This window comes from Corallococcus carmarthensis, from assembly GCF_003611695.1.
Taxonomy (GTDB): domain Bacteria; phylum Myxococcota; class Myxococcia; order Myxococcales; family Myxococcaceae; genus Corallococcus; species Corallococcus carmarthensis.
In genome coordinates this window covers 41307-59943 of sequence record NZ_RAWE01000040.1, presented here as the reverse complement: position 1 = coordinate 59943, position 18637 = coordinate 41307, and the positions used below count along the sequence as shown (strand labels likewise).

Below are 18637 nucleotides of genomic sequence, written 5' to 3'. Positions count from 1 at the left end.
GTCGTGGGTGTGGGGGCTGACGTTGGCGGTGCTGGGGGCGGGCTGTAGTCCAGGCGCGAAGGAACCCGAGTCAGCGGATCCGCTGGCCACGCAGGAGCAGGCGGCGCTCAGCTACAACCGGCTGTCCGCCAATGGGCTGTCGTTCAATGGCTTGTCATTCAATGGGCTGTCCTTCAACGGGCTGTCCTTCAATGGCTTGTCATCGGCTGCCTTCGCGTCGTGGTTCGGCGCGAATCCGGTGCTCGCGGATGAGGTCATGCGCTACGTCGTGCGCTGCGCCGTCCCCGCGGGGCAGACGCGCACGTTTACGGAGGCCCCGGCGAACACGGTGCACACCTGGACGGGGCTGCTGGGCCTGGCGCCGGGCTGGTCCGGCGGGGCCCCCGCGACGGTGACCGAGCAGCAGGTCGTCTCCGCGTGTCTCGCGGCGCACGCCAATCCGTTCGGCGTGAGCGTGCCCATCTCCGTGCAGGGCCGGGACGCGCAGGGGCAGGAGATTCCCTCCTCCCCGGAGGAGCTGGCCTCGTTCGCCCGGCCGGAGTCGTGCTTCTTCGGCAACCTCTTCCAGGGGCAGGGCCTCTACGCGGGCAGCCAGAATCCGCCCCTGGACGCGACCCAGAGCACCACGCGTGCGTGCGCGGTGGTGGATGGCTCCGGGATGCCGCGCATGACGTGCGCGCCGGTGGTCTACGTGGGGAGCTGCTCGGCGGCGTGCGCGCCGGATGGGACGGCGGGGGTGGCCTTCGCGAGCTGCACCGCGGGGGGCGTGACGTTCCAGCCGCTCACCACGCGCGTGCGCGATGTGGACCTGGCCGTGTGCGGGGATGGCACCTGCCAGGTGACGGAGTCCTGCGGGGCGTCCAACACCTACGACGCGTGCGCGGCGGACTGCGGCGCCTGTCCTTGAGGCGGAGCGGGGCGGCCTTCAGCCGGAGTGGGAGCCCAGGCCGGAGGCCGCGCCCGCGCGCAGCCGTTCATGCAGCGCGTCGGTGAGCAGGTACCAGAACTGGACGTTGCCGAAGCTGAGGATGTCGCCGCCCCGGAGCGGCACCTCGCGCTGCCCGATGGTGCTGGCATTGACGAAGGTGCCGTTGGTGGAGCCCAGGTCGCGCACGGTGCAGCGGCCCTCCGCGCGGCTCCACCTGAGCTCCGCGTGCTGCTTGGACACGGACGCATCGTCCAGCACCAGCTCGCAGTCCAGCCGGCGGCCAATCCGCAGCACCTCGGAGTCCCGGAGGGTGGGGAGGGTGGCGACGAGCAGGTCGTCGAATTCGAAGAGCAGGGTGAGCATGCCCTGTTCGACGTCGCCGGGGTCCGCCATGCGGGTGGGCGCGAGCGCGGCGGCGGACAGCTCCGACGGCGGACGCTGCACCAGCGCGAAGGGGCCCAGCTGATGTTGGAAGGAACCCACGGGGAGGGCGGAGGCGAGCGCGCGCAATTCCTGGACGGACAGCACGGGGGGCAGCCTAACGGGTCGGCCGTCGGGCGCCCAGCCACTACCTGACGGTCATGGTGAGGCTTTCGTTGACCCGCTAGTCACTCGTTCCCTACATTGACCCTTTCGAGTCGCGGGCCGGGTTCCAGGAGGGAGCGCCGGACCTCCGATGCTGGCAGCCAGGTGATGGAAGGAGCGGTGGTTCGATGAGCGGGAGCGACAACATCCCGATGACCCCCCACGGTCTGCAGAAGCTCAAGGACGAGCTGAAGCACCTCCAGTCCGTGGAGCGGGGCAAGATTTCGCGTGAGATCGAGGTCGCGCGGGCGCACGGCGACCTGCGTGAGAACGCCGAGTACCACGCGGCCAAGGAGAAGCAGTCGCACATCGAGGGGCGCATCCTGACCCTCGGCGACTGGATCGCCCGCTCGGAGGTCATCGACCCGTCGAAGCTGGGCGGCGACAAGGTCATCTTCGGCGCCACCGTGGAGCTGGTGGACACGGAGAACGACAAGACCATCAGCTACCGGCTGGTGGGTGAGACCGAGGCCGACCTGAAGAAGCGGTGGATCGCCGTCACCTCGCCGGTGGCGCGCGCGCTCATCGGCAAGAAGGTGGGCGACGTCGCCACGGTGCAGAGCCCCGGCGGCGTGCGCGAGCTGGAGGTCGTGTCCATCAGCTTCGAGGATCCGCAGGAAGAGACGGCCAGCTAGCGCTGCAGCCCGGCTGGCCGGGTGTCCTTCGGGGGGGCGGGCCTGGGCTCGCTCCCCCGGTTTCGTTTTCCCTGCGGCGTCAGGTGCGCTTCGTAGGATGGAGGCTGGAAAATCCGCGTGAACCACCCGCTCGCCAGCCTCGTTGGACCTCTCAAGTACGCGTGTCAGCGGGACTTCGCCCAGCTGGGGACCGTCCGGGACCTGCGCACCTTGATGGAGCGCACCCTGGCGGCGGCCGGCGGCGTGGATGCGCGGGCGTTGGAGGACTTGAAGGCGGCGCTGCCGCACGTGGATCCGCCCGCGCCTCCGGAGCACCGCAAGGCCGCGCTGCGCCAGGTGCTGGGGGCGCTGAAGCTCAGCGGCGTGGCGCTGCCGGAGGAGCTGGAGCGGGTGGTTGTCACGGGGGAGATCAACGCCGTGGCGGCGGGGTTCCCCCGGGCGCCGGAGCGTGCGCACCTGCTCGAAGGGGAGGTCATCCCCGCGACGCCCCGTCGCCGGTTGACGCCGCCGCCGGGGACGATGGAGGCGCGCGGCAACACCGTGCCGCCGTGGCGTTCGCAGGCCCCCGTGCCGCAGGTGGGCGGAGGCGATGCTTCGGCACCTGTGGCCCGACAGCCACAGGCCCGTCCGGTGCCGGGCGCGGCTCAAGGTGCGAGCGCGGGCCCGGCGAAGGCCGAACCCCAGCCTTACGGCGCGCGCATGGCGGCATCCCGTGGCGGTGCGGCAGGCCCCGCGCAGGGGGACGCCCAGCCTTACGGTGCACGCACCGGTGCGGTGGGCCCGGCGCGGGGCACGGCATCGCGTGGCGGTGCCATGGTCCCTGCCCGGAGCGAACCCCAGCCCTACGGTGCGCGCATGGCCGCGGCCCGGAGTGCCGCCGCCGGTCCTGGCAACGCGGTGGTCCAAGCGCCCGCGGGCAAGCCTGGCGCGAAGGTCGCGCCCCCGGCGGAGCGGGCTCCCACGGAGAAGGCCCGGAAGAAGAAGGCCAAGGCGGTGGGCGCGGAGGCGTCCCGTTCCGAGGCGAAGCTCCTGTCCATCGCGCCGCGCACCGGCCCGCTGTCCGCGCCGCTCAAGACGCTGGGCAAGCGCCTGGGGCCGCGCCTCATCGCCGTGCTCGACAAGAAGGGCCTGCGCCGCACGGGCGACATCCTGTTCCTCCTGCCACGCTGTTACGAGGACCGCCGCCGCCTTCGTACCATCGCGGAGCTCATCCCCGGCGAGCGCGGCGTGACGGTGGGCACCGTCAAGACGGCCGACTTCGTCCCGGGGCGCGGCGGCAAGCGCATGTTCCGCGCCGTCGTGGGCGACCGCTCCGGCAGCATCGCGGCCACCTATTTCAACGCGGGTCCGTGGCTCAAGAGCCGCTTCTCCGTGGGCAAGCAGCTGGTGCTCTCCGGTGAAGTGCGTGCCTCCATGAATGGCCGGGAGATGGCCCACCCGGAGCTGGAGCCCGCCGAGGACCTGGAGAACACCACCTCCGTCCACTTCCACCGCATCGTCCCCGTCTACCCGGGCTTCGAGCGCGGCGAGCAGCGCTCCTTCCGCGAACTGACCTCGCGCATCAGCGAACAGCACGCGCACCACCTGGAAGAACCGCTGCCCGCGGACCTGCGCCGCCGCTACCACCTGATGGGCTTGCCGGACGCGCTGCGCTTCATCCACTTCCCGCCCGACGACGCGGACCTGGAGGCGCTGGACGCGCACCAGAGCCCCGCGCACCGCCGGCTCGCGTTCGACGAGCTGTTCTTCCTCCAGCTGGGCATGGCCCTCAAGCGCCAGGGCATCAAGGCGGAGGAGGGCATCGCCTTCGACGTCACCCCGGAGCGGCTGGAGAAGGCCCGCGCCGCGTTGCCGTTCCAGCTCACCGGCGCGCAGGCGCGCGTGGTGGGCGACCTCGCCCGCGACATGGTGCGCCCGGAGCCGATGAACCGGCTGGTGCAGGGCGACGTGGGCAGCGGCAAGACGGCCGTGGCGCTCGTGGCCGGCATGGTGGCGCTCCAGGACGGCTACCAGGTGGCGGTGATGGCCCCCACCGAAATCCTGGCGGAACAGCACGAGCGCACCTTCCGCCGCATCCTGGAGCCGCTGGGCTTCCGCGTGGGGCTCATCAGCGCGGCGGGCACCGCGAAGCACAAGCGCGAGGTGCGCGAGGCCGTGGCGAAGGGGGACATCCACCTGGCCGTGGGCACGCACGCGCTGATTGAAGGCGGCGTGTCCTTCCAGAAGCTGGGGCTGGTGGTCATCGACGAGCAGCACCGCTTCGGCGTGCTCCAGCGCCACACGCTCATGAGCAAGGGGCTCACGCCGGACGTGCTGGTGATGACCGCCACGCCCATCCCGCGCACGCTCGCGATGACGCTCTACGGCGACCTGGACGTGTCCATCATCGACCAGCTCCCGCCGGGCCGCACGCCCATCACCACGCGCGTCTTCAACAACGAGCAGCGCGCGCGCGTCTACGAAGCGGTGGGCGCGGAGCTGGCCAAGGGCCACCAGGCCTACGTCGTCTATCCGCTGGTGGAGGAGTCGGAGAAGCTGGACCTGGAGGACGCCACCCAGGGCGCGGCGAAGCTGCAGGTCGTCTTTCCCTCCGCCAGCGTGGGCCTGCTGCACGGGCGCATGAAGCCGGAGGAGAAGGACGCCGTGATGGAGGCCTTCCGCGACAAGCGCATCCAATTGCTCGTCTGCACCACGGTGGTGGAGGTGGGCGTGGACGTGCCCAATGCGTCCGTCATGGTGGTGGAGGCCGCGGAGCGCTTCGGCCTGTCGCAGCTGCACCAGCTGCGCGGGCGCGTGGGCCGTGGCGCCGCGGCCAGCTACTGCTTCCTCGTCGCGGGCGCCGCGCGCTCCTGGGAGTCCACCGAGCGGCTGGGCGTGATGGAGCGCAGCAGTGACGGCTTCGTCATCGCGGAGAAGGACCTGGAGATCCGCGGCCCCGGCGAGTTCCTGGGCACGCGGCAGAGCGGCCTCCCCGAACTGGCCGTGGCGAACCTCGTGCGCGACGGCGACCTGCTGTCGCTCGCGCAGGTGGAAGCGCGGCGCATCATGGACACCGACCCCAAGCTCCAGGATCCGGACCACCAGGGGCTCGTGAAGGCGCTGGAGGAGCGCTGGGAGGGCCGGCTCGCGCTCGCCCGGGTGGGGTAGGCCCGGGGAGGCCTGCGCCCCCTCCAAGGATTGTCCCGGACTGTCGGCGTGCTTACTTTTCCGGCTGGAGACGCATGGGGGGCGTACGCGATGGGAGACTGGGGCCGAGCGGAGTATCTGGCGCGGCAGGGCATCCGGGACCGGCGGGTGCTCGCGGCGATCGCCAACCTGAGCCGTGCGGACTTCGTGCCCGCCGGTGAGCGGGACGCGGCCTATCAGGACGCCCCCCTGCCCATCGGCCACGGGCAGACCATCAGCCAACCCTATGTGGTCGCCCTGATGACCGAGGCCATGCGCCTGCGAGGCTGTGAGCGCGTGCTCGAGATTGGCACCGGCTCCGGCTACCAGACGGCGGTGCTCGCGCTGCTGGCCCGCGAGGTCTTCACGGTGGAGATCGTCCGCGAACTGGCCCGGCCCGCCCGGAGGCTGCTGCACCGGCTGGGCTTCACCAACGTCTTCTTCCGGGAGGGTGACGGCTCCCTGGGCTGGCCCGAGGCGGCGCCCTTCGACGCCATCATCGCGACGGCCGCGCCAGAGGATATTCCCCGTCCGCTGCTGAGCCAGCTGAAGCCCGGGGGGCGGATGGTCATCCCCGTGGGCGCGGTGAACGAGACGCAGGAGTTGCTGCGCATCCGCCGGGGACAGCCGGGGACGCTGCCCCAGGTGGAGCGCCTGCTGCCGGTGCGCTTCGTGCCCATGACAGGGCAGGGCCTGTCGCCGGGCTGAGGGAGCGGAGGGAGCTGGCGGGTGCGGAAGGACGCACGCCTGCACGCCCACTCCCTGGGTCCCGGGTCGCGTTGCCGACGGGAGAGGGGACCGGTAACGTCCCGCCCATGATCATCTGCCCGGTCTGCGACCACGTGCAGTCGGAAGGCGAAGAGTGCGAAGGCTGTGGCAAGCGCTTTCCCGGCCTCGCGACCCCCCCGGCCCCAGTCGTGACCCCACTGCCGGAGCTGGAGCTGACGCACCACGCGGGCGGACGCGTGCCGGTGGACGCGCCCGTGATGCCGGAGCTGGACCTGACGCGGCTGCGCTCGGGGCCGGACCTGCCGGCCATGTCCGTGCCCGACCTGGAGCTGACCCGTTCAGGCGTCACGGGCGAGGTGCCCGTGGCGCAGATGACGGACCTGGACACGGGCCGCGCACAGGACGACGGCGTGCGCACCGCCGCTCCCGTGGGCGCGGTGACGTGCCGCTACTGCCGCCATGTCCAGGCGGAAGGCCTGCTGTGTGACGGCTGCGGCATGCGGCTGCCCCGCGTCCGTGTGGCGGCGGCCGCGACGGCGAAGCGCAAGGGCGCGGATGATGGCGAGCGCGTGCCCTGTCCCTCCTGCCACGTGCCGGGCTGGCCGGGCCGCCCGTGCGTGGCGTGCGGCACGAAGGTGGAGGCGGAGGGATGACGGCTCCGGCGTTGAAGGCGGGCTACGCGTGCAGCGAGGGCTGTGGCTTCACCGCCTCGCTATGGGAGGTCGTCTACCGCTGCCCGCGCTGCGAAGGCCTGCTGGAGGTGGCCCACGACGAGGCCGCCCTGCGCGCCATCCCCGCGGCGGAGTGGAAGCGCCGCTTCGAATCCCGCTTCGCGACGTCCCGGCTGCCGGACGGCTCCGGCGTCTGGGGCAAGCGCGAGTGGGCGCTGCCGGAGCTGCCGCTGGAGGACATCGTCTCGCTGGGCGAGGGGCGCGTGCCGCTCAAGCCGCTGCCCCGCATGGCGGCGGAGCTGGGGTTGGGCTCGCTGATGTTGAAGGAGTGCGGCGTCTCCCCGACGGGCAGCTTCAAGGACTGGGGGATGACCGTCCTGGTGTCCGCGGTGAAGCACCTGCGCTCGCGAGGCACGCCCATCCGCGCGGTGGCGTGCGCGTCCACCGGCGACACGTCCGCGGCGCTGTCCGCGTACGCCGCGGCGGCGGGCATCCCGGCGGTGGTGTTCCTGCCGAAGAACAAGGTGTCGCTCGCGCAGTTGGTGCAGCCCATCGCCAACGGGGCGCGCGTGTTGTCGTTGGACACGGACTTCGACGGCTGCATGAAGCTGGTGCAGGCGGTGACGGCGGACACGGGGCTGTACCTGGCGAACTCGATGAACTCGCTGCGCATCGAGGGCCAGAAGATGATCGCCGTCGAGCTGTGCCAGGACCTGGGCTGGGAGCCGCCGGATTGGATCGTCATCCCGGGCGGCAACCTGGGCAACGCGAGCGCGCTGGGCCGTGGCCTGGACCTGCTGTTCAACCTGGGGCTCATCACCCGCCGGCCGCGCATCGCGGTGGCGCAGGCGCAGCGTGCGAACCCCCTGGCGCGCTCCTTCCGGGGCGGCTTCCAGGACCTGGTGCCCATGCAGGCGGAAGCGACGCTCGCGTCCGCCATCCAGATTGGCAACCCGGTGTCCTTCCGCCGCGCGGTGCGGATGCTGCGCGCGTTCGACGGCGTGGTGGAGGAGGCGTCGGAGTCGGAGCTGGCCAACGCGGCGGCCCGGGCGGACCGTGAAGGCACCTTCGCCTGTCCGCAGACGGGCGTCGCGCTGGCGGCGGTGGAGAAGCTGGTCGCGTCGGGCGTGATGGCGAAGGGCGCCAGCGTCGCGGTGGTGGCCACCGCGCACGGGTTGAAGTTCGCGGACTTCAAGGTGGGCTACCACCGGGAGACGCTGGCGGACGTGAAGTCCGCATACGCGAACCCGCCGGTGGAGCTGCCCGCGGACCTGTCCGCCGTGCGCGCGGCCCTGAAGGACCTGGGCTGAGTCAGGTCGAGACGCCGGGAAGGGGTTCCGCGGGCGCGTCGGGCAGGACCTGTTCGACGCGCCGGATGCTCGGCAGCAGGGCGCAGGCCACCACGAGCAACACGGTGGCGATGCCGAGGAGCAGGAAGAACAGGGCGATCCCCCGGCCCGGCCCCATGCCGCCCACCCAGGGGCTCAGCGCCGGGGCCAGGGGCCTGCCCACGGCCATCATCGGTTCGAAGACGTGATCCGCGAGCGGCCCGGAGAGCAGGTAGGCGACAGGGATCGCGCCTCCGGACAGCGCGGCATGCACGGCGAAGACGCGGCCCTGCAAGCCGGTGGGGACCTTGCGCTGCCACAGGGTCTGGTTGCAACTCAGGATGACGGGGACGGTGAACAGGACGCCAAACGCGCCCGCACCCACCGTCCATGCGGACGCACGTGACGCGCCCAGCCCCATGAACAGGCCCTGCAGCAACACGAAACCGAGCACGGCCCAGACGCGGCTGCGCGCACCGCCCCAGGCGAGCAGCAGCAGGCTTCCGGCGAGCATGCCCAGCCCCCCCGCGGTCATCACCGCGCCCAGCGTGGGCGCGTCGGTGAAGGACATGACCAGGGGCGTCACCAGCACCTGGAGGATGCCCAGGTTGAAGCTCATCAGCGTGATGAGAACCTGGAGTCCCAACAGGCCCGGCCGCTCGCGGATATAGCGCCAGCCCACCGCGGCGTCCTGGAGCGCGCGGCCTCCCATGGACGCCTTCGCCGGCGCGGACTCCTTCGGTGGCGCGGCGGGGATGCGCAGGGGCTGCAGCACCCCCAGCGAGAGCGCCGCCGCGATGACGTCAAGGGCCAGCAGTCCGGTGACGCCAATCCGTGGCAGCAGGGTGCCCGACAGCAGCGGCGCGACGATGTAGCCCAGCGCCAGGCCCAACTGCATGAGGCCATTGGCGCGTGGAAGCCGTTCCGGAGCCACCATCAACGTGGTGGCCTTGGTGAAGGCGGGCCGCTGGACGCTGTTGAACGCGGCGCCGCCCGCGACGAGCGCGAGGAGGGCGGCCACGCTCAAGTGCCCCAGCAAGAGCAGCACCGCGATGAGCACGGTGCAGACCGCCCCGCCCGCATGGCCGAGCATCATCACCTTGCGCAGGTCGTGCCGGTCCACCACGCCGCCCAGCAGCGGAGCCACCAGCACGCCGGGCGCGAAGCTGGCCAGGGCGATGAGCGAGTAGAGCGAGGTGGACCGCGTGTGCTCGTACATCCACACGGCCAGGCCGAAGCCGTTCAGGTGCGAGCCCATGCCCGACACCGTCTGCCCCATCCACAGCAGCACGAACCGGGAGAAGGGCCCGGGCCCGGGGGCGGCGCGCTGGAGCCGCTCCGGGTCGTCGTCGATGCCGTGGCGCGATTCCGTTTGCATGCCCTGGTCGTGCTGGAATGGGGGCGTACCCTCCCATTCCGGTCTGACACGGGGCGTCCGGCGAACCTCCCGGGTTTCGCTACTCCACCACGAGCGGCTGGCGCGACTCGATGGTGAGACCGAAGCCAGAAAGGCCCCGGTAGGTCATGTCCGTGTTGGACATCAGGCGCATGGCGCTCACGCCCAGGTCGGTGAGGATCTGGCAGCCCATGCCCACGTCTCGCGACTCATTGGGCGTGCGGCTGGAGGATGCGTTGCTGCCGTCGCCCGCGCGCTTGTGGTGGATGCCGAAGTCGTTGCCGTGCATGCCGGGCAGGTAGACGATGACGCCGTTGCCCTCGCGCGCCACGTGCTCCAGGGCGCGGTCCAGCAGCAGGTTGCACTTGCAATCCGGTGACCCGAACACGTCGCCCAGGGCGCAGGCGCCGTGCAGGCGCACCAGCGGGGCGGGCTGGGCCTTCGCGGGGTCGCCCTTCACCAGGACCAGGGACTTCGCGCCGTCGGGCGTCCACGTATAGGTGAAGGCGGTGAACTCGCCGTGGCGGGTGCGCACGACGCTCTGGCCGGCCTCGCGGCGCACCAGCCGGTCCTTGCGGCTGCGGTACTCGATGAGGTCCGCGATGGTGATGAGCTTCAGCTGGTGCTCGCGCGCGAACAGCTTGAGGTCCGGCATGCGCTGCATGGTGCCGTCGTCCTTCACCAGCTCGCAGAGGATGCCGGAGGGCTGCAGGCCCGCGAGGCGCGCCAGGTCCACGGCCGCCTCGGTGTGGCCCGCGCGGCGCAGCACGCCGCCTTCGCGGTAGCGCAGCGGGAAGATGTGGCCGGGGCGCAGGAAGTCGTCCGCGGTGCTGTTCGGGTCGGCGAGCGCGCGGATGGTCTTCATGCGGTCGCTGGCGGAGACGCCGGTGGTGGTGCCGTGACGGAAGTCCACGGAGACGGTGAAGGCGGTGCGGTGGGACTCGGTGTTCTCCGCCACCATCTGGGGCAGGCGCAGCGCGTCCAGCCGCTCGGCGAGCATGGGCTGGCAGATGATGCCGCTGGTGTGGCGGACCATGAAGGCCAGCTGCTCGGGGGTGGCCAGTTCGGCGGCCATGATGAGGTCGCCTTCGTTCTCGCGGTCCTCGTCGTCGGCGACGATGACGCACTTGCCGGCCTGGATGTCCCGGATGGCCTCCTCGATGGTGTTCAACTCGGAGTCTCGGCTCATGTCGGGGGTGCTCGCCCTGCTGACGACGTGGAGGGGCATGGTGCGCGGCATGTAACGCGAGGGGGGTGGGGTGGCAAGCCATGCCCGGGGAGCGAGCGTGCGTCCGTTCGATGGCTGGGATGAGGGGAACCTGTGACTGCGCGTCCGTATAGGTGGGCGCCGCCCGGCGGGCGACTCGACGGGCTGGGGCATGTGATGTAGGATGCCCGGCTCCGTGAGCGCAGATATCCAGGACAAGCGGGCCCGGTTCGATCAGCTGCAGGAGAGTCTGGCGACCCGGCAGAGCACCACCCACTTCACCCACGCGGGCGTTTCCGTCATCGCCTTCATGCTGATTTCGGGGGCGGCGGGGAAGTTGTTCTACGACTCGCTGCGCGCGCCGCTGCTGGCCTGGGGAGCGACGCTCCTGGCGCTGGGGCTGCTGGTGTACGGCTTCCGTAGCTACCGCAAGGGCCGCGTGGTGCTGGTGGACGAGCTCCAGCGCTACGAGGCGCTGCTCGCGCTGCGCCGCGAGCTGCACCTGGACAACCCCGCGGCGCTCCTTCCCCGGTGAGCGCCGCCAGGAAGGTCGCCCTTCCGGGGCGGTTCATCGTGCTGGAGGGCCTGGACGGTGCGGGCACCACCACGCAGACGGAGCGGCTGGCGTCCGCGCTGAGGGCGGAAGGGCGCGCGGTGGTGACGACGCGCGAGCCTTCGGATGGCCCGGTCGGCACGATGCTGCGCCAGGCGCTCACGGGCCGCCTGGGCCTGCCGCAGGGCCGGGGGCCGCTGGCGCAGGAGACGCTGGCGCTCCTGTTCGCGGCGGACCGGATGGACCACCTGCAGGCGAGGGTGTTGCCGGCGCTGGAGGAGGGCAAGGTGGTGCTGTGCGACCGCTACGTGCTGTCCTCGCTGGCGTACCAGGGGGCGAGCCTGCCCATGGCGTGGGTGGACACGGTGAACGCGCACGCGGTGTCGCCGGACCTGACGCTGTTCGTGGGCGTGGACCCCAAGGTCGCGGCGAAGCGCCGGGCCGTGCGCGGAGGCCCCGCGGAGCTGTTCGAGGCGGACGAGGCCCAGCGGCGGATCGCGAAGCAGTACCTCAAGGCCATCACGCTGCGGGAGAAGCGCGAGCGCATCGTGCACATCGACGGTGAGCTGTCCGTGGAGGCCGTGACGGACGCGTGCCTGGTGGAAGTGCGGCGGGTGCTCGCGCGCAAGCGCTGAGGTCCGGCCGCGGGCCTTGGGACTTCATCCGCCCCGGGCGCATGGACCTCCCGGGGCGGACCTGGGGCCGTTACTCGCGGCCCGTCCGCTGACGCTGGCGCTTGAGGCTCTCCAGCTGCCGCTTCGCGCGGTCCTGGGCCGCGTCCACGGAGGCCTGCGCGGTGGCGGGCTCCTGCCGGGCGAGTTTCGCCAGCGCGCGGATGGTGGGGTGCTCCAGCAGCTTGAGCAGGGGCAGGTCCTGGCCCAGCACGGTCTTCAGCTGCGCATGGGCCTGCACCATCAGCAGTGAGTGCCCGCCCAGGTCGAAGAAGTGGTCGTGCACGCCCACCTGTTCGACGCGCAGCACGTTGCGCCACACCTCCGCGATGCGCTCCTCCACCTGGCCCTCGGGGGCCACGTACGCGGCGCGGGTGGCCCGCGCCGCGGTGGGCGCGGGCAGGGCCTTGCGGTCCACCTTGCCGTTGGGCGTGAGCGGCAGGACCTGAAGCTCCATCACCACCGACGGCACCATGTACTCGGGCAGCCGCCGCGCCACGGCCTCGCGTAGGGCGTTGCCCTCCACGGTCATGCCTGGACGGGCCACGACGTAGGCGATGAGCCGCACGTCTCCCGGGACGTCCTCGCGTGCCACGACCACGGCTTCGCGCACGGAGGGTTGCGCCGTCAGCGCCGCTTCGATTTCACCGGCCTCGATGCGGAAGCCTCGCACCTTGAGCTGGTGGTCCATGCGGCCCAGGAACTCCACCGTGCCGTCCGGCCTCCAGCGGGCCCGGTCGCCCGTGCGGTACAGCCGTGAGCCTGGCAGCTCGCTGAACGGATCCGGTACGAAGCGCTCCGCCGTGAGCGCGGGGCGGAACAGATAGCCGCGCACGACTCCCTCTCCGCCGATGTAAAGCTCGCCGGGCACGCCCACCGGCACCGGTGCCATGCGCGCGTCCAACACGTAGAGCTGCGTGCGCAGGATGGGTGTGCCCAGGGGCACCACGCCTTCACCCGTATCCGGATCCACGCAGTGCGTGGCGGACCAGATGGTGGTCTCCGTGGGACCGTACATGTTGAGCAGCTCGGCGTCTTTGGACAGGTGTTGCCGCAGGGCCACTGCCAGGGCTCCGGGCAGGGCTTCTCCGCCCACCATCAAGCGGCGCAGGCCTGTCAGCGACTGCGCCGCGCGGTCGTCCGCCAGCAGCGTGCGCGCCAGCGACGGCGTGCCCTGCAGGTGCGTGATGCCGGACTCGCGCAGGTGTTCGGGGATGGAGCGGCCCCGTCCGATGCGGCGGTGGTCCCGCGCGTGACGGTCCTTCACCTCGCGCAGGCGCGGCAGGCTGTCGAGCACCGTCTGCGTGGGGATGCCGAAGTCGATGAGGCAGCCCACCTCGTCCACGCCGAGCCCCTGGAGCTGCTCCACGCGCTCTCGCACCGAGCGGGGTGTGCCGAACAGGCCGCTCGTCTCGAAGTAGCGCTCGAAGGCATGGCCCGCGAGCCGGTCCAGGTCCGCTGTTGTGGCCGCGTCCATGTCCATGCCCAGCGTGCGCCCCAGGCCCCGCATCAGGTCCGCGGAGCTCTTGAGGGAGTCGCGGAAGGGGCCCTCCACCACGGAGCGCACCTGGGCCTCGTCCTCGCCAATGTACGTGTGCAGCATGAGCGTGACGTGGCCGTCCCCCTCATGGCCCGCGTCGCGCCAGGCCCGGCGGTAGAGCGACACCTTCCGCTCCAGGTCCTCCCACGTCTGGCCCAGCAGGTGGGTGAGGACGTGGCAGCCCATGCGGCCGGCGCTGACGAACGTGTCCGGATTGCCCGCGGCGGTGAGCCACAGGGGGAGCGCCCGCTGCACGGGGCGGGGCCGCAGCGTCACGTCCACCTTCGCGCACGCGCCGCCGGGGAACCGCACCGTCTCTCCCGCCCACAGCCGGCGCAGTGTCTCCACGCCCTCCAGCATCCGTTCGCGCCGCTGTTCGTAGTGTTCGGGTGCGAAGACGAAGTCGTTCGAATGCCACCCGGAGGCGACGGAGATGCCCACCCGGCCTCCGGAGAGGTTGTCCACGAGCGCCCACTCCTCGGCCACTCGCACCGGGTGGTGGAGGGGCAGCACGACGCTGCCCGCGCGGATGGCGATGTGCTTCGTCACGGCGGCGATGGCGGCGCTCGCGACGGCGGGGCTGGGGTAGAGGCCGCCGAAGGCATGGAAGTGCCGCTCGGGCGTCCACACGGCGGCGAAGCCATGGGCGTCCGCGTACTTCGCGCCCTCCAGCAGCAGCTGGTAGCGGTCGCCCCCGGCCGCCTCCGCGTCATCCGCGAAGTAGAAGAGGCTGAAGTCCAGCGGCTTCCGCCAAACGGCCGGAGCGCGGCGAGCGGGCGTCTTCATCGCCGCGCCATCGCCCTGCACCACGACGCGGAAGCCACGCACGAGCGTCCACAGCAGCTCCAGCACGGAGATGTCGAAGGAGATGCTGGTGACGGCGAGCCACGTGCCCACGGGAGCCGCGCCCACGCGCGAGTCCATGGCGCTGAAGAAGTTCGCCACGCTCCCGTGCGGCACCATCACGCCCTTGGGCTTGCCGGTGGAGCCGGAAGTGTAGATGACGTAGGCCAGGTCATCCGGCGTCGTGCCCGCGCGAGGAGGTCCCAGCACCTCCAGCTCGAAGGCATCCTCCGAGTCCAGGAGGACGGTGCGCACGCCGTCCGCCGGCAGGGCCTGGACCAGGTGCGACTGCGTGACGAGCACCCGCGCCTGCGAGTCCTCCAGCATCGCCGCCAGCCGCTCGCGCGGGGAGTCCGGATCCAGCGGGACGTAGGCGCCGCCCGCCTTGAGGATGCCGAGCATCGCCACCACCATGCTGGCGGAGCGCTCCACGCACAGACCCACGCGCACGTCGCGCGCGACACCGTGTTCGCGCAGGTGCCACGCCAGCGCGTCACTGGCCGCATCCAGCTGCGTGTAGGTGAGCGTTTCATCATCCGCCACCACCGCCACCGCGTCCGGAGTGCGAGCCACCTGCGCGCGGAACTGCGCGGGCAGGCAACGCGAGTCATCCGGCAGGGACGGTAGCGTCAGGTCGTTCCACTCGTGGAGCAGCGTGTTCCGCTCCGTCTCATTGAGGAGCGGCACGTCCGCCACTGACATCCCGGGAGAGGCGACCACGCCCTCCAGCAGCGTCCGGAAGTGCCGGGCCAGCCTCGCCGCAGTGTCGGGAGTGAAGAGGTCGGTTCGATACTCCAGCGCGCCGTCCAGGCCCTCGGGCGTCTCCACCAGCGCGAGCTGGAGGTCGAACTTCGCGGTGCCCTCCACTGCGCCGTCGGGCGTGGGCAGCACCGGCCGCCACGTCATGCCGGGCACGTCCATGGACACGGGGGGCAGGGTCTCCAGCAGGAGGTTCACCTGGAACAGCGGGTTCTCCGCGCCACGGTTCGCGCGAGCCGCGCCCACGACGTCCTCGAAGGGCACGTCCGCATGGGCCAGGGCTTCATGGAAGGTGCGGCGCACGCGGCCCAGCAGCTCACGAAAGGCCGGTGCGCCTGACACGTCCATCCGCAGCACCAGCGTGCTCGCGAGGAAGCCCACCATGTCGCGCAAGCCGGGCCGCTCGCGGTTGGCCACGAGGGTGCCCAGGCCGAAGTCCTCCTGCGCGCTGTAGCGGTGCAGGAGCGCCGTCCACGCCGCCGCCAGCGTGATGAAGAGGGTGCAGCCCTCCTCGCGTCCCAGCGCCTTCAGGGAGTCCACCAGCGGGCGCGGCAGCGACAGCCGGTGCAGCGCGCCGTGGAACTTCGGCTCGCGTGGACGCGGGAAGTCCGTGGGTAGTTCCAGCCGGGGCAGGTGCTCCAGGCGCCGTCCCCACCACGCCCGCGAATCATCCAGCAGGGGGCCCAGGCCACGCTGCCACCGCGCATGGTCCACCGGCAGGAAGGAGGGCAGCGGCAGGGTGCTGGAGCCACCCGCCAGGGCCTCGCCGTAGAGCACCGCCAGTTCGCGCGCGAGCAGGCCCAGGGTCCAGCCATCGGTGACGATGTGATGCTGGGTCATGAGCAGGACGTGCTCGGAGTCATCCAGGGCCACGAGCGCGGCACGCACGAGTGGCCCTTCCGCCAGCCGGAAGGGCGGCTGTCCGTGCGCGAGCGCATGCCGCCGCAGCGCCGCTTCACGTTCGTCCAGAGGGAGCGCACGCAGGTTGATGCGCGGCAGTTCCAGCGACGCGACAGGGGCCACGACCTGGCGCGGCTGGCCTTCCACTTCGGGGAAGGAGGCGCGAAGCACGGGGTGACGCAGCAACAACCCATCGAGCGCACTCCGCAGCGCGGCCTCATCCAGCTTTCCGGTCAGGTGCAGCTGGAAGTGGACGTTGTAGAGGGCGCTGTCGGGAACCAGCCGATCCAGGAACCACAGCCGCTGCTGGCCCGAGGACAGCGGCAAATCCCCATCCAGGTGCCCGCGCGTCAGCGGAGGCAGCACGGCACCCGAGGCCCCGCGCCACGCCTCCAACATCCCCAGCGCGGCGGAGGCGAGGGTGGGGTGCTGCCAGAGGAACGCGGGCGACAGGGACACGCCCAGCGCCGTCTCCAGTTCACCGTGCAGCTCGATCGCCATCAGCGAGTCCAGCCCCAGCCCCGCGAGCGAGACATCATCGGCAAGAGCCCCAGGCGCCACGCGCAGCGCACGGGCCAGCGTCTCGCGCAGGAACCCGGTGAGGACGGCGGGCCGCTCAGCTTCGGACGCGGCCTCCAGGCGCTCGAGCACGGGGACGGAGGCCACCGGTTCCACCGCCGGTACTTCCTGCGCGACGGAGGAACCGATGATCTCAAGCTCGCCCGCGAGGTACGCCTCCCGGGTGGCGTGCCGCTGGATCTTCCCGCTGGACGTCTTCGGAATGCTGCGCGCCTGGAGCAGCAGCACCGCGTGCGCGTTCACCTCGTGCTCCTGCGCGAGCGCCGCGCGCAACGCGGAGACGACCGCGTTCGCGTCGAAGTCCTCGCGCACATCCACTTCGGCGGCGAGGGCCAGGCGCTCCTCGCCGTCCACCTCCACGCGGAACGCGGCGGTGCAGCCCGGACGCACGGCCCGGTGCGCCTGCTCCACCGTCAACTCCAGGTCGTTCGGATACAGGTTGCGGCCCCGGATGATCAGCAGGTCCTTGAGCCGGCCGGTGACGAACAGCTCTCCGTCCCCGGACACGAAGCCCAGATCACCGGTGCGCAGGTACGGCCCCTCGCCGTTGGCCAGCCGCCCGTCGAAGGCGTGGGCCGTCTCCTCGGGACGGTTCCAATAGCCGCCCGCCACGCTCGGCCCAGCGACCCAGATTTCACCCACCGCGCCCGGCGCACGTTCCTGGCGAGACTCCGGGTCCACGATGAGCAGCCGCTGATCCGGCGAGCCGCGACCCGACGACACCAGTCCCCGCGTCCCCGCTCCTTCGCTCGCGGGCAGCGCCGTGCCGCGCTCCAGCGAGGCCGCATCGTAGTGTCCGTGCACGTAGCGCGTGCCCCTGGTGCCGCCGGTGACGATCAGCGTCGTCTCCGCGAGCCCGTAGCAGGGATAGAGCGCCTCACGGCGGAAGCCACACGGCTCGAACACCTGGACGAACCGCTCCATCGTCTCGTGGCGCACGGGCTCCGCGCCGTTGAACGCCAGGTTCCAACTGCTCAGGTCCAGCCGCGTCAGGTCCGCGTCCTTCGCCTCGCGCACGCACAGCTCGAACGCGAAGTTGGGTCCCCCGCTGGCCGTGCCGCGGAAATGAGAGATGGCCTCCAGCCAGCGCAGCGGGCGCTGCAGGAAGGCGATGGGCGACATCAGCGTGCACTCGAAGCCCAGCGCGAGCGGCTGGAGCACCTTCCCGATGAGCCCCATGTCATGGAACATCGGCAGCCAACCCACGCCGTGCGAGCGGCCTGGCTTCAAGCCGAACGCGCGCGTGATGAGCTTCTCGTTGTGCAGGATGTTGGCGTGGCTCACCTTCACGCCCTTGGGGTTGCCCGTGGATCCGGACGTGTACTGGAGGAACGCCAGCATGTCCGGCGCCAGCTCCGGCCGCTTCCAGGCCGCCGCGAGCGACATCGGCACCATGTCCGTGGCCACCCATTGGAGCTCACCCAGCTCCGGCGCCTGAGGCGTGAGGAACTCGGACATCTCCAGGATGCCGCTCGTCGTCAGCACGAAGCGCGCACCGCAGTCCCGTGCGATGGCGCGCAGACGGGGCAGCGTGCGGTCCATGCGCGAGGGATCCGGCGGGTAGCACGGCACGGCGATGGCCCCTGCGTACAGGCAGCCCATGAACCCCGCGACGAACTCCAGGCCCGGCGGGTACAGGAGCAGCGCCCGCTCACCGGTTGCGTTCAGCGTCCGCAGCCACGCGCCCAGCGCCCGCGCCAGCGTGTCCAGGTGGGCGAAACTCCACTCCTCCGAAGAGCCCTCCACGTCTCCGGTTTCCAGGAAGCGGTAGAGCCGCGCTTCTCCCAACTGCTCCGCGCGCAGGCAGAGCAGGTCCACGAGATTGGTGGCTGAATGGAAGAGGTCTTCGCCGTTCCTCACTGCATCCATGAACAAGTCCCTTAACGAGAAAGGTGCGAGGAACCCGGACCATGGACCAGAGGTCTGACTTCCACCTCCGCGAGGAGGGACGGAGGCGCGCATGCGTCCGATGCGGCGGGTTCCGACTCACCGCTGCGCCGGAAGACGCATCGCCTGAAGGGTTGGCCAGAAGCTCGTTGCCCCATCCGGCGTGGAGGCGCGGTATCGGGCGGATGCGTGCGCGGTCAATCGCCGCAGGTTCTCCCCCGCAAGGGGACATACGTCGGCTTCATGGGCGAGAGAGGACGC

At 71.4% G+C, this 18637-nt stretch carries 12 protein-coding genes; 8 read left to right on the top strand and 4 right to left on the bottom strand.

From position 1 onward, the window contains the following. The first annotated feature begins 7 nt into the window (after positions 1–7). Positions 8–907: a hypothetical protein gene (locus tag D7X32_RS13980; RefSeq protein WP_120603036.1), complete on the top strand. Its 900-nt coding sequence runs from the start codon at positions 8–10 to the stop codon at positions 905–907. Positions 908–925: 18 nt separating this feature from the next. On the opposite strand, the gene D7X32_RS13975 is transcribed toward D7X32_RS13980, so the two are convergent. Then, positions 926–1456: an FHA domain-containing protein gene (locus D7X32_RS13975; RefSeq protein WP_120603035.1), complete on the bottom strand. Its 531-nt coding sequence runs from the start codon at positions 1454–1456 to the stop codon at positions 926–928. Positions 1457–1641: 185 nt separating this feature from the next. Here D7X32_RS13975 and greA point away from each other — a divergent pair, with 185 nt between their 5' ends. The 5 genes from greA to thrC all read left to right on the top strand — a co-directional run bounded on the left by greA (position 1642) and on the right by thrC (position 8023). Then, positions 1642–2148 carry a transcription elongation factor GreA gene (gene greA / locus D7X32_RS13970; RefSeq protein ID WP_120603034.1) on the top strand — a complete coding sequence of 169 codons (507 nt, stop codon included), beginning with the start codon at positions 1642–1644 and terminating at the stop codon, positions 2146–2148. Between the two features lie 117 nt (positions 2149–2265). Then, a complete protein-coding gene (recG, locus tag D7X32_RS13965; RefSeq protein WP_120603033.1) occupies positions 2266–5295 on the top strand; it encodes an ATP-dependent DNA helicase RecG in 3030 nt (1009 codons plus the stop codon). 90 nt (positions 5296–5385) lie between these two features. Then, a complete protein-coding gene (locus D7X32_RS13960) occupies positions 5386–6021 on the top strand; it encodes a protein-L-isoaspartate(D-aspartate) O-methyltransferase (RefSeq protein WP_120603032.1) in 636 nt (211 codons plus the stop codon). A 209-nt stretch (positions 6022–6230) separates the two neighbouring features. Beyond that, complete coding sequence (locus D7X32_RS13955; protein ID WP_341868128.1) at positions 6231–6695, top strand: hypothetical protein; 465 nt, start codon at positions 6231–6233, stop codon at positions 6693–6695. Further along, on the top strand, positions 6692–8023 hold the full coding sequence (gene thrC / locus D7X32_RS13950) for a threonine synthase (RefSeq protein WP_120603030.1): 1332 nt from the start codon (positions 6692–6694) through the stop codon (positions 8021–8023). The genes D7X32_RS13955 and thrC overlap by 4 nt, the downstream gene beginning before the upstream one ends. A gap of 1 nt (position 8024) precedes the next feature. On the opposite strand, the gene D7X32_RS13945 is transcribed toward thrC, so the two are convergent. Both D7X32_RS13945 and ribB read right to left on the bottom strand, forming a co-directional pair. Continuing rightward, positions 8025–9419: an MFS transporter gene (locus D7X32_RS13945; RefSeq protein WP_120603029.1), complete on the bottom strand. Its 1395-nt coding sequence runs from the start codon at positions 9417–9419 to the stop codon at positions 8025–8027. A 79-nt stretch (positions 9420–9498) separates the two neighbouring features. After that, positions 9499–10626 carry a 3,4-dihydroxy-2-butanone-4-phosphate synthase gene (gene ribB / locus D7X32_RS13940; protein ID WP_120603041.1) on the bottom strand — a complete coding sequence of 376 codons (1128 nt, stop codon included), beginning with the start codon at positions 10624–10626 and terminating at the stop codon, positions 9499–9501. A 214-nt stretch (positions 10627–10840) separates the two neighbouring features. Here ribB and D7X32_RS13935 point away from each other — a divergent pair, with 214 nt between their 5' ends. After that, on the top strand, positions 10841–11179 hold the full coding sequence (locus tag D7X32_RS13935; RefSeq protein ID WP_244239000.1) for a hypothetical protein: 339 nt from the start codon (positions 10841–10843) through the stop codon (positions 11177–11179). After that, positions 11176–11832: a dTMP kinase gene (gene tmk / locus D7X32_RS13930; RefSeq protein WP_120603027.1), complete on the top strand. Its 657-nt coding sequence runs from the start codon at positions 11176–11178 to the stop codon at positions 11830–11832. The genes D7X32_RS13935 and tmk overlap by 4 nt, the downstream gene beginning before the upstream one ends. A 70-nt stretch (positions 11833–11902) precedes the next feature. On the opposite strand, the gene D7X32_RS13925 is transcribed toward tmk, so the two are convergent. Then, positions 11903–18358 carry a MupA/Atu3671 family FMN-dependent luciferase-like monooxygenase gene (locus D7X32_RS13925; RefSeq protein WP_120603040.1) on the bottom strand — a complete coding sequence of 2152 codons (6456 nt, stop codon included), beginning with the start codon at positions 18356–18358 and terminating at the stop codon, positions 11903–11905. Positions 18359–18637 lie beyond the last annotated feature (279 nt).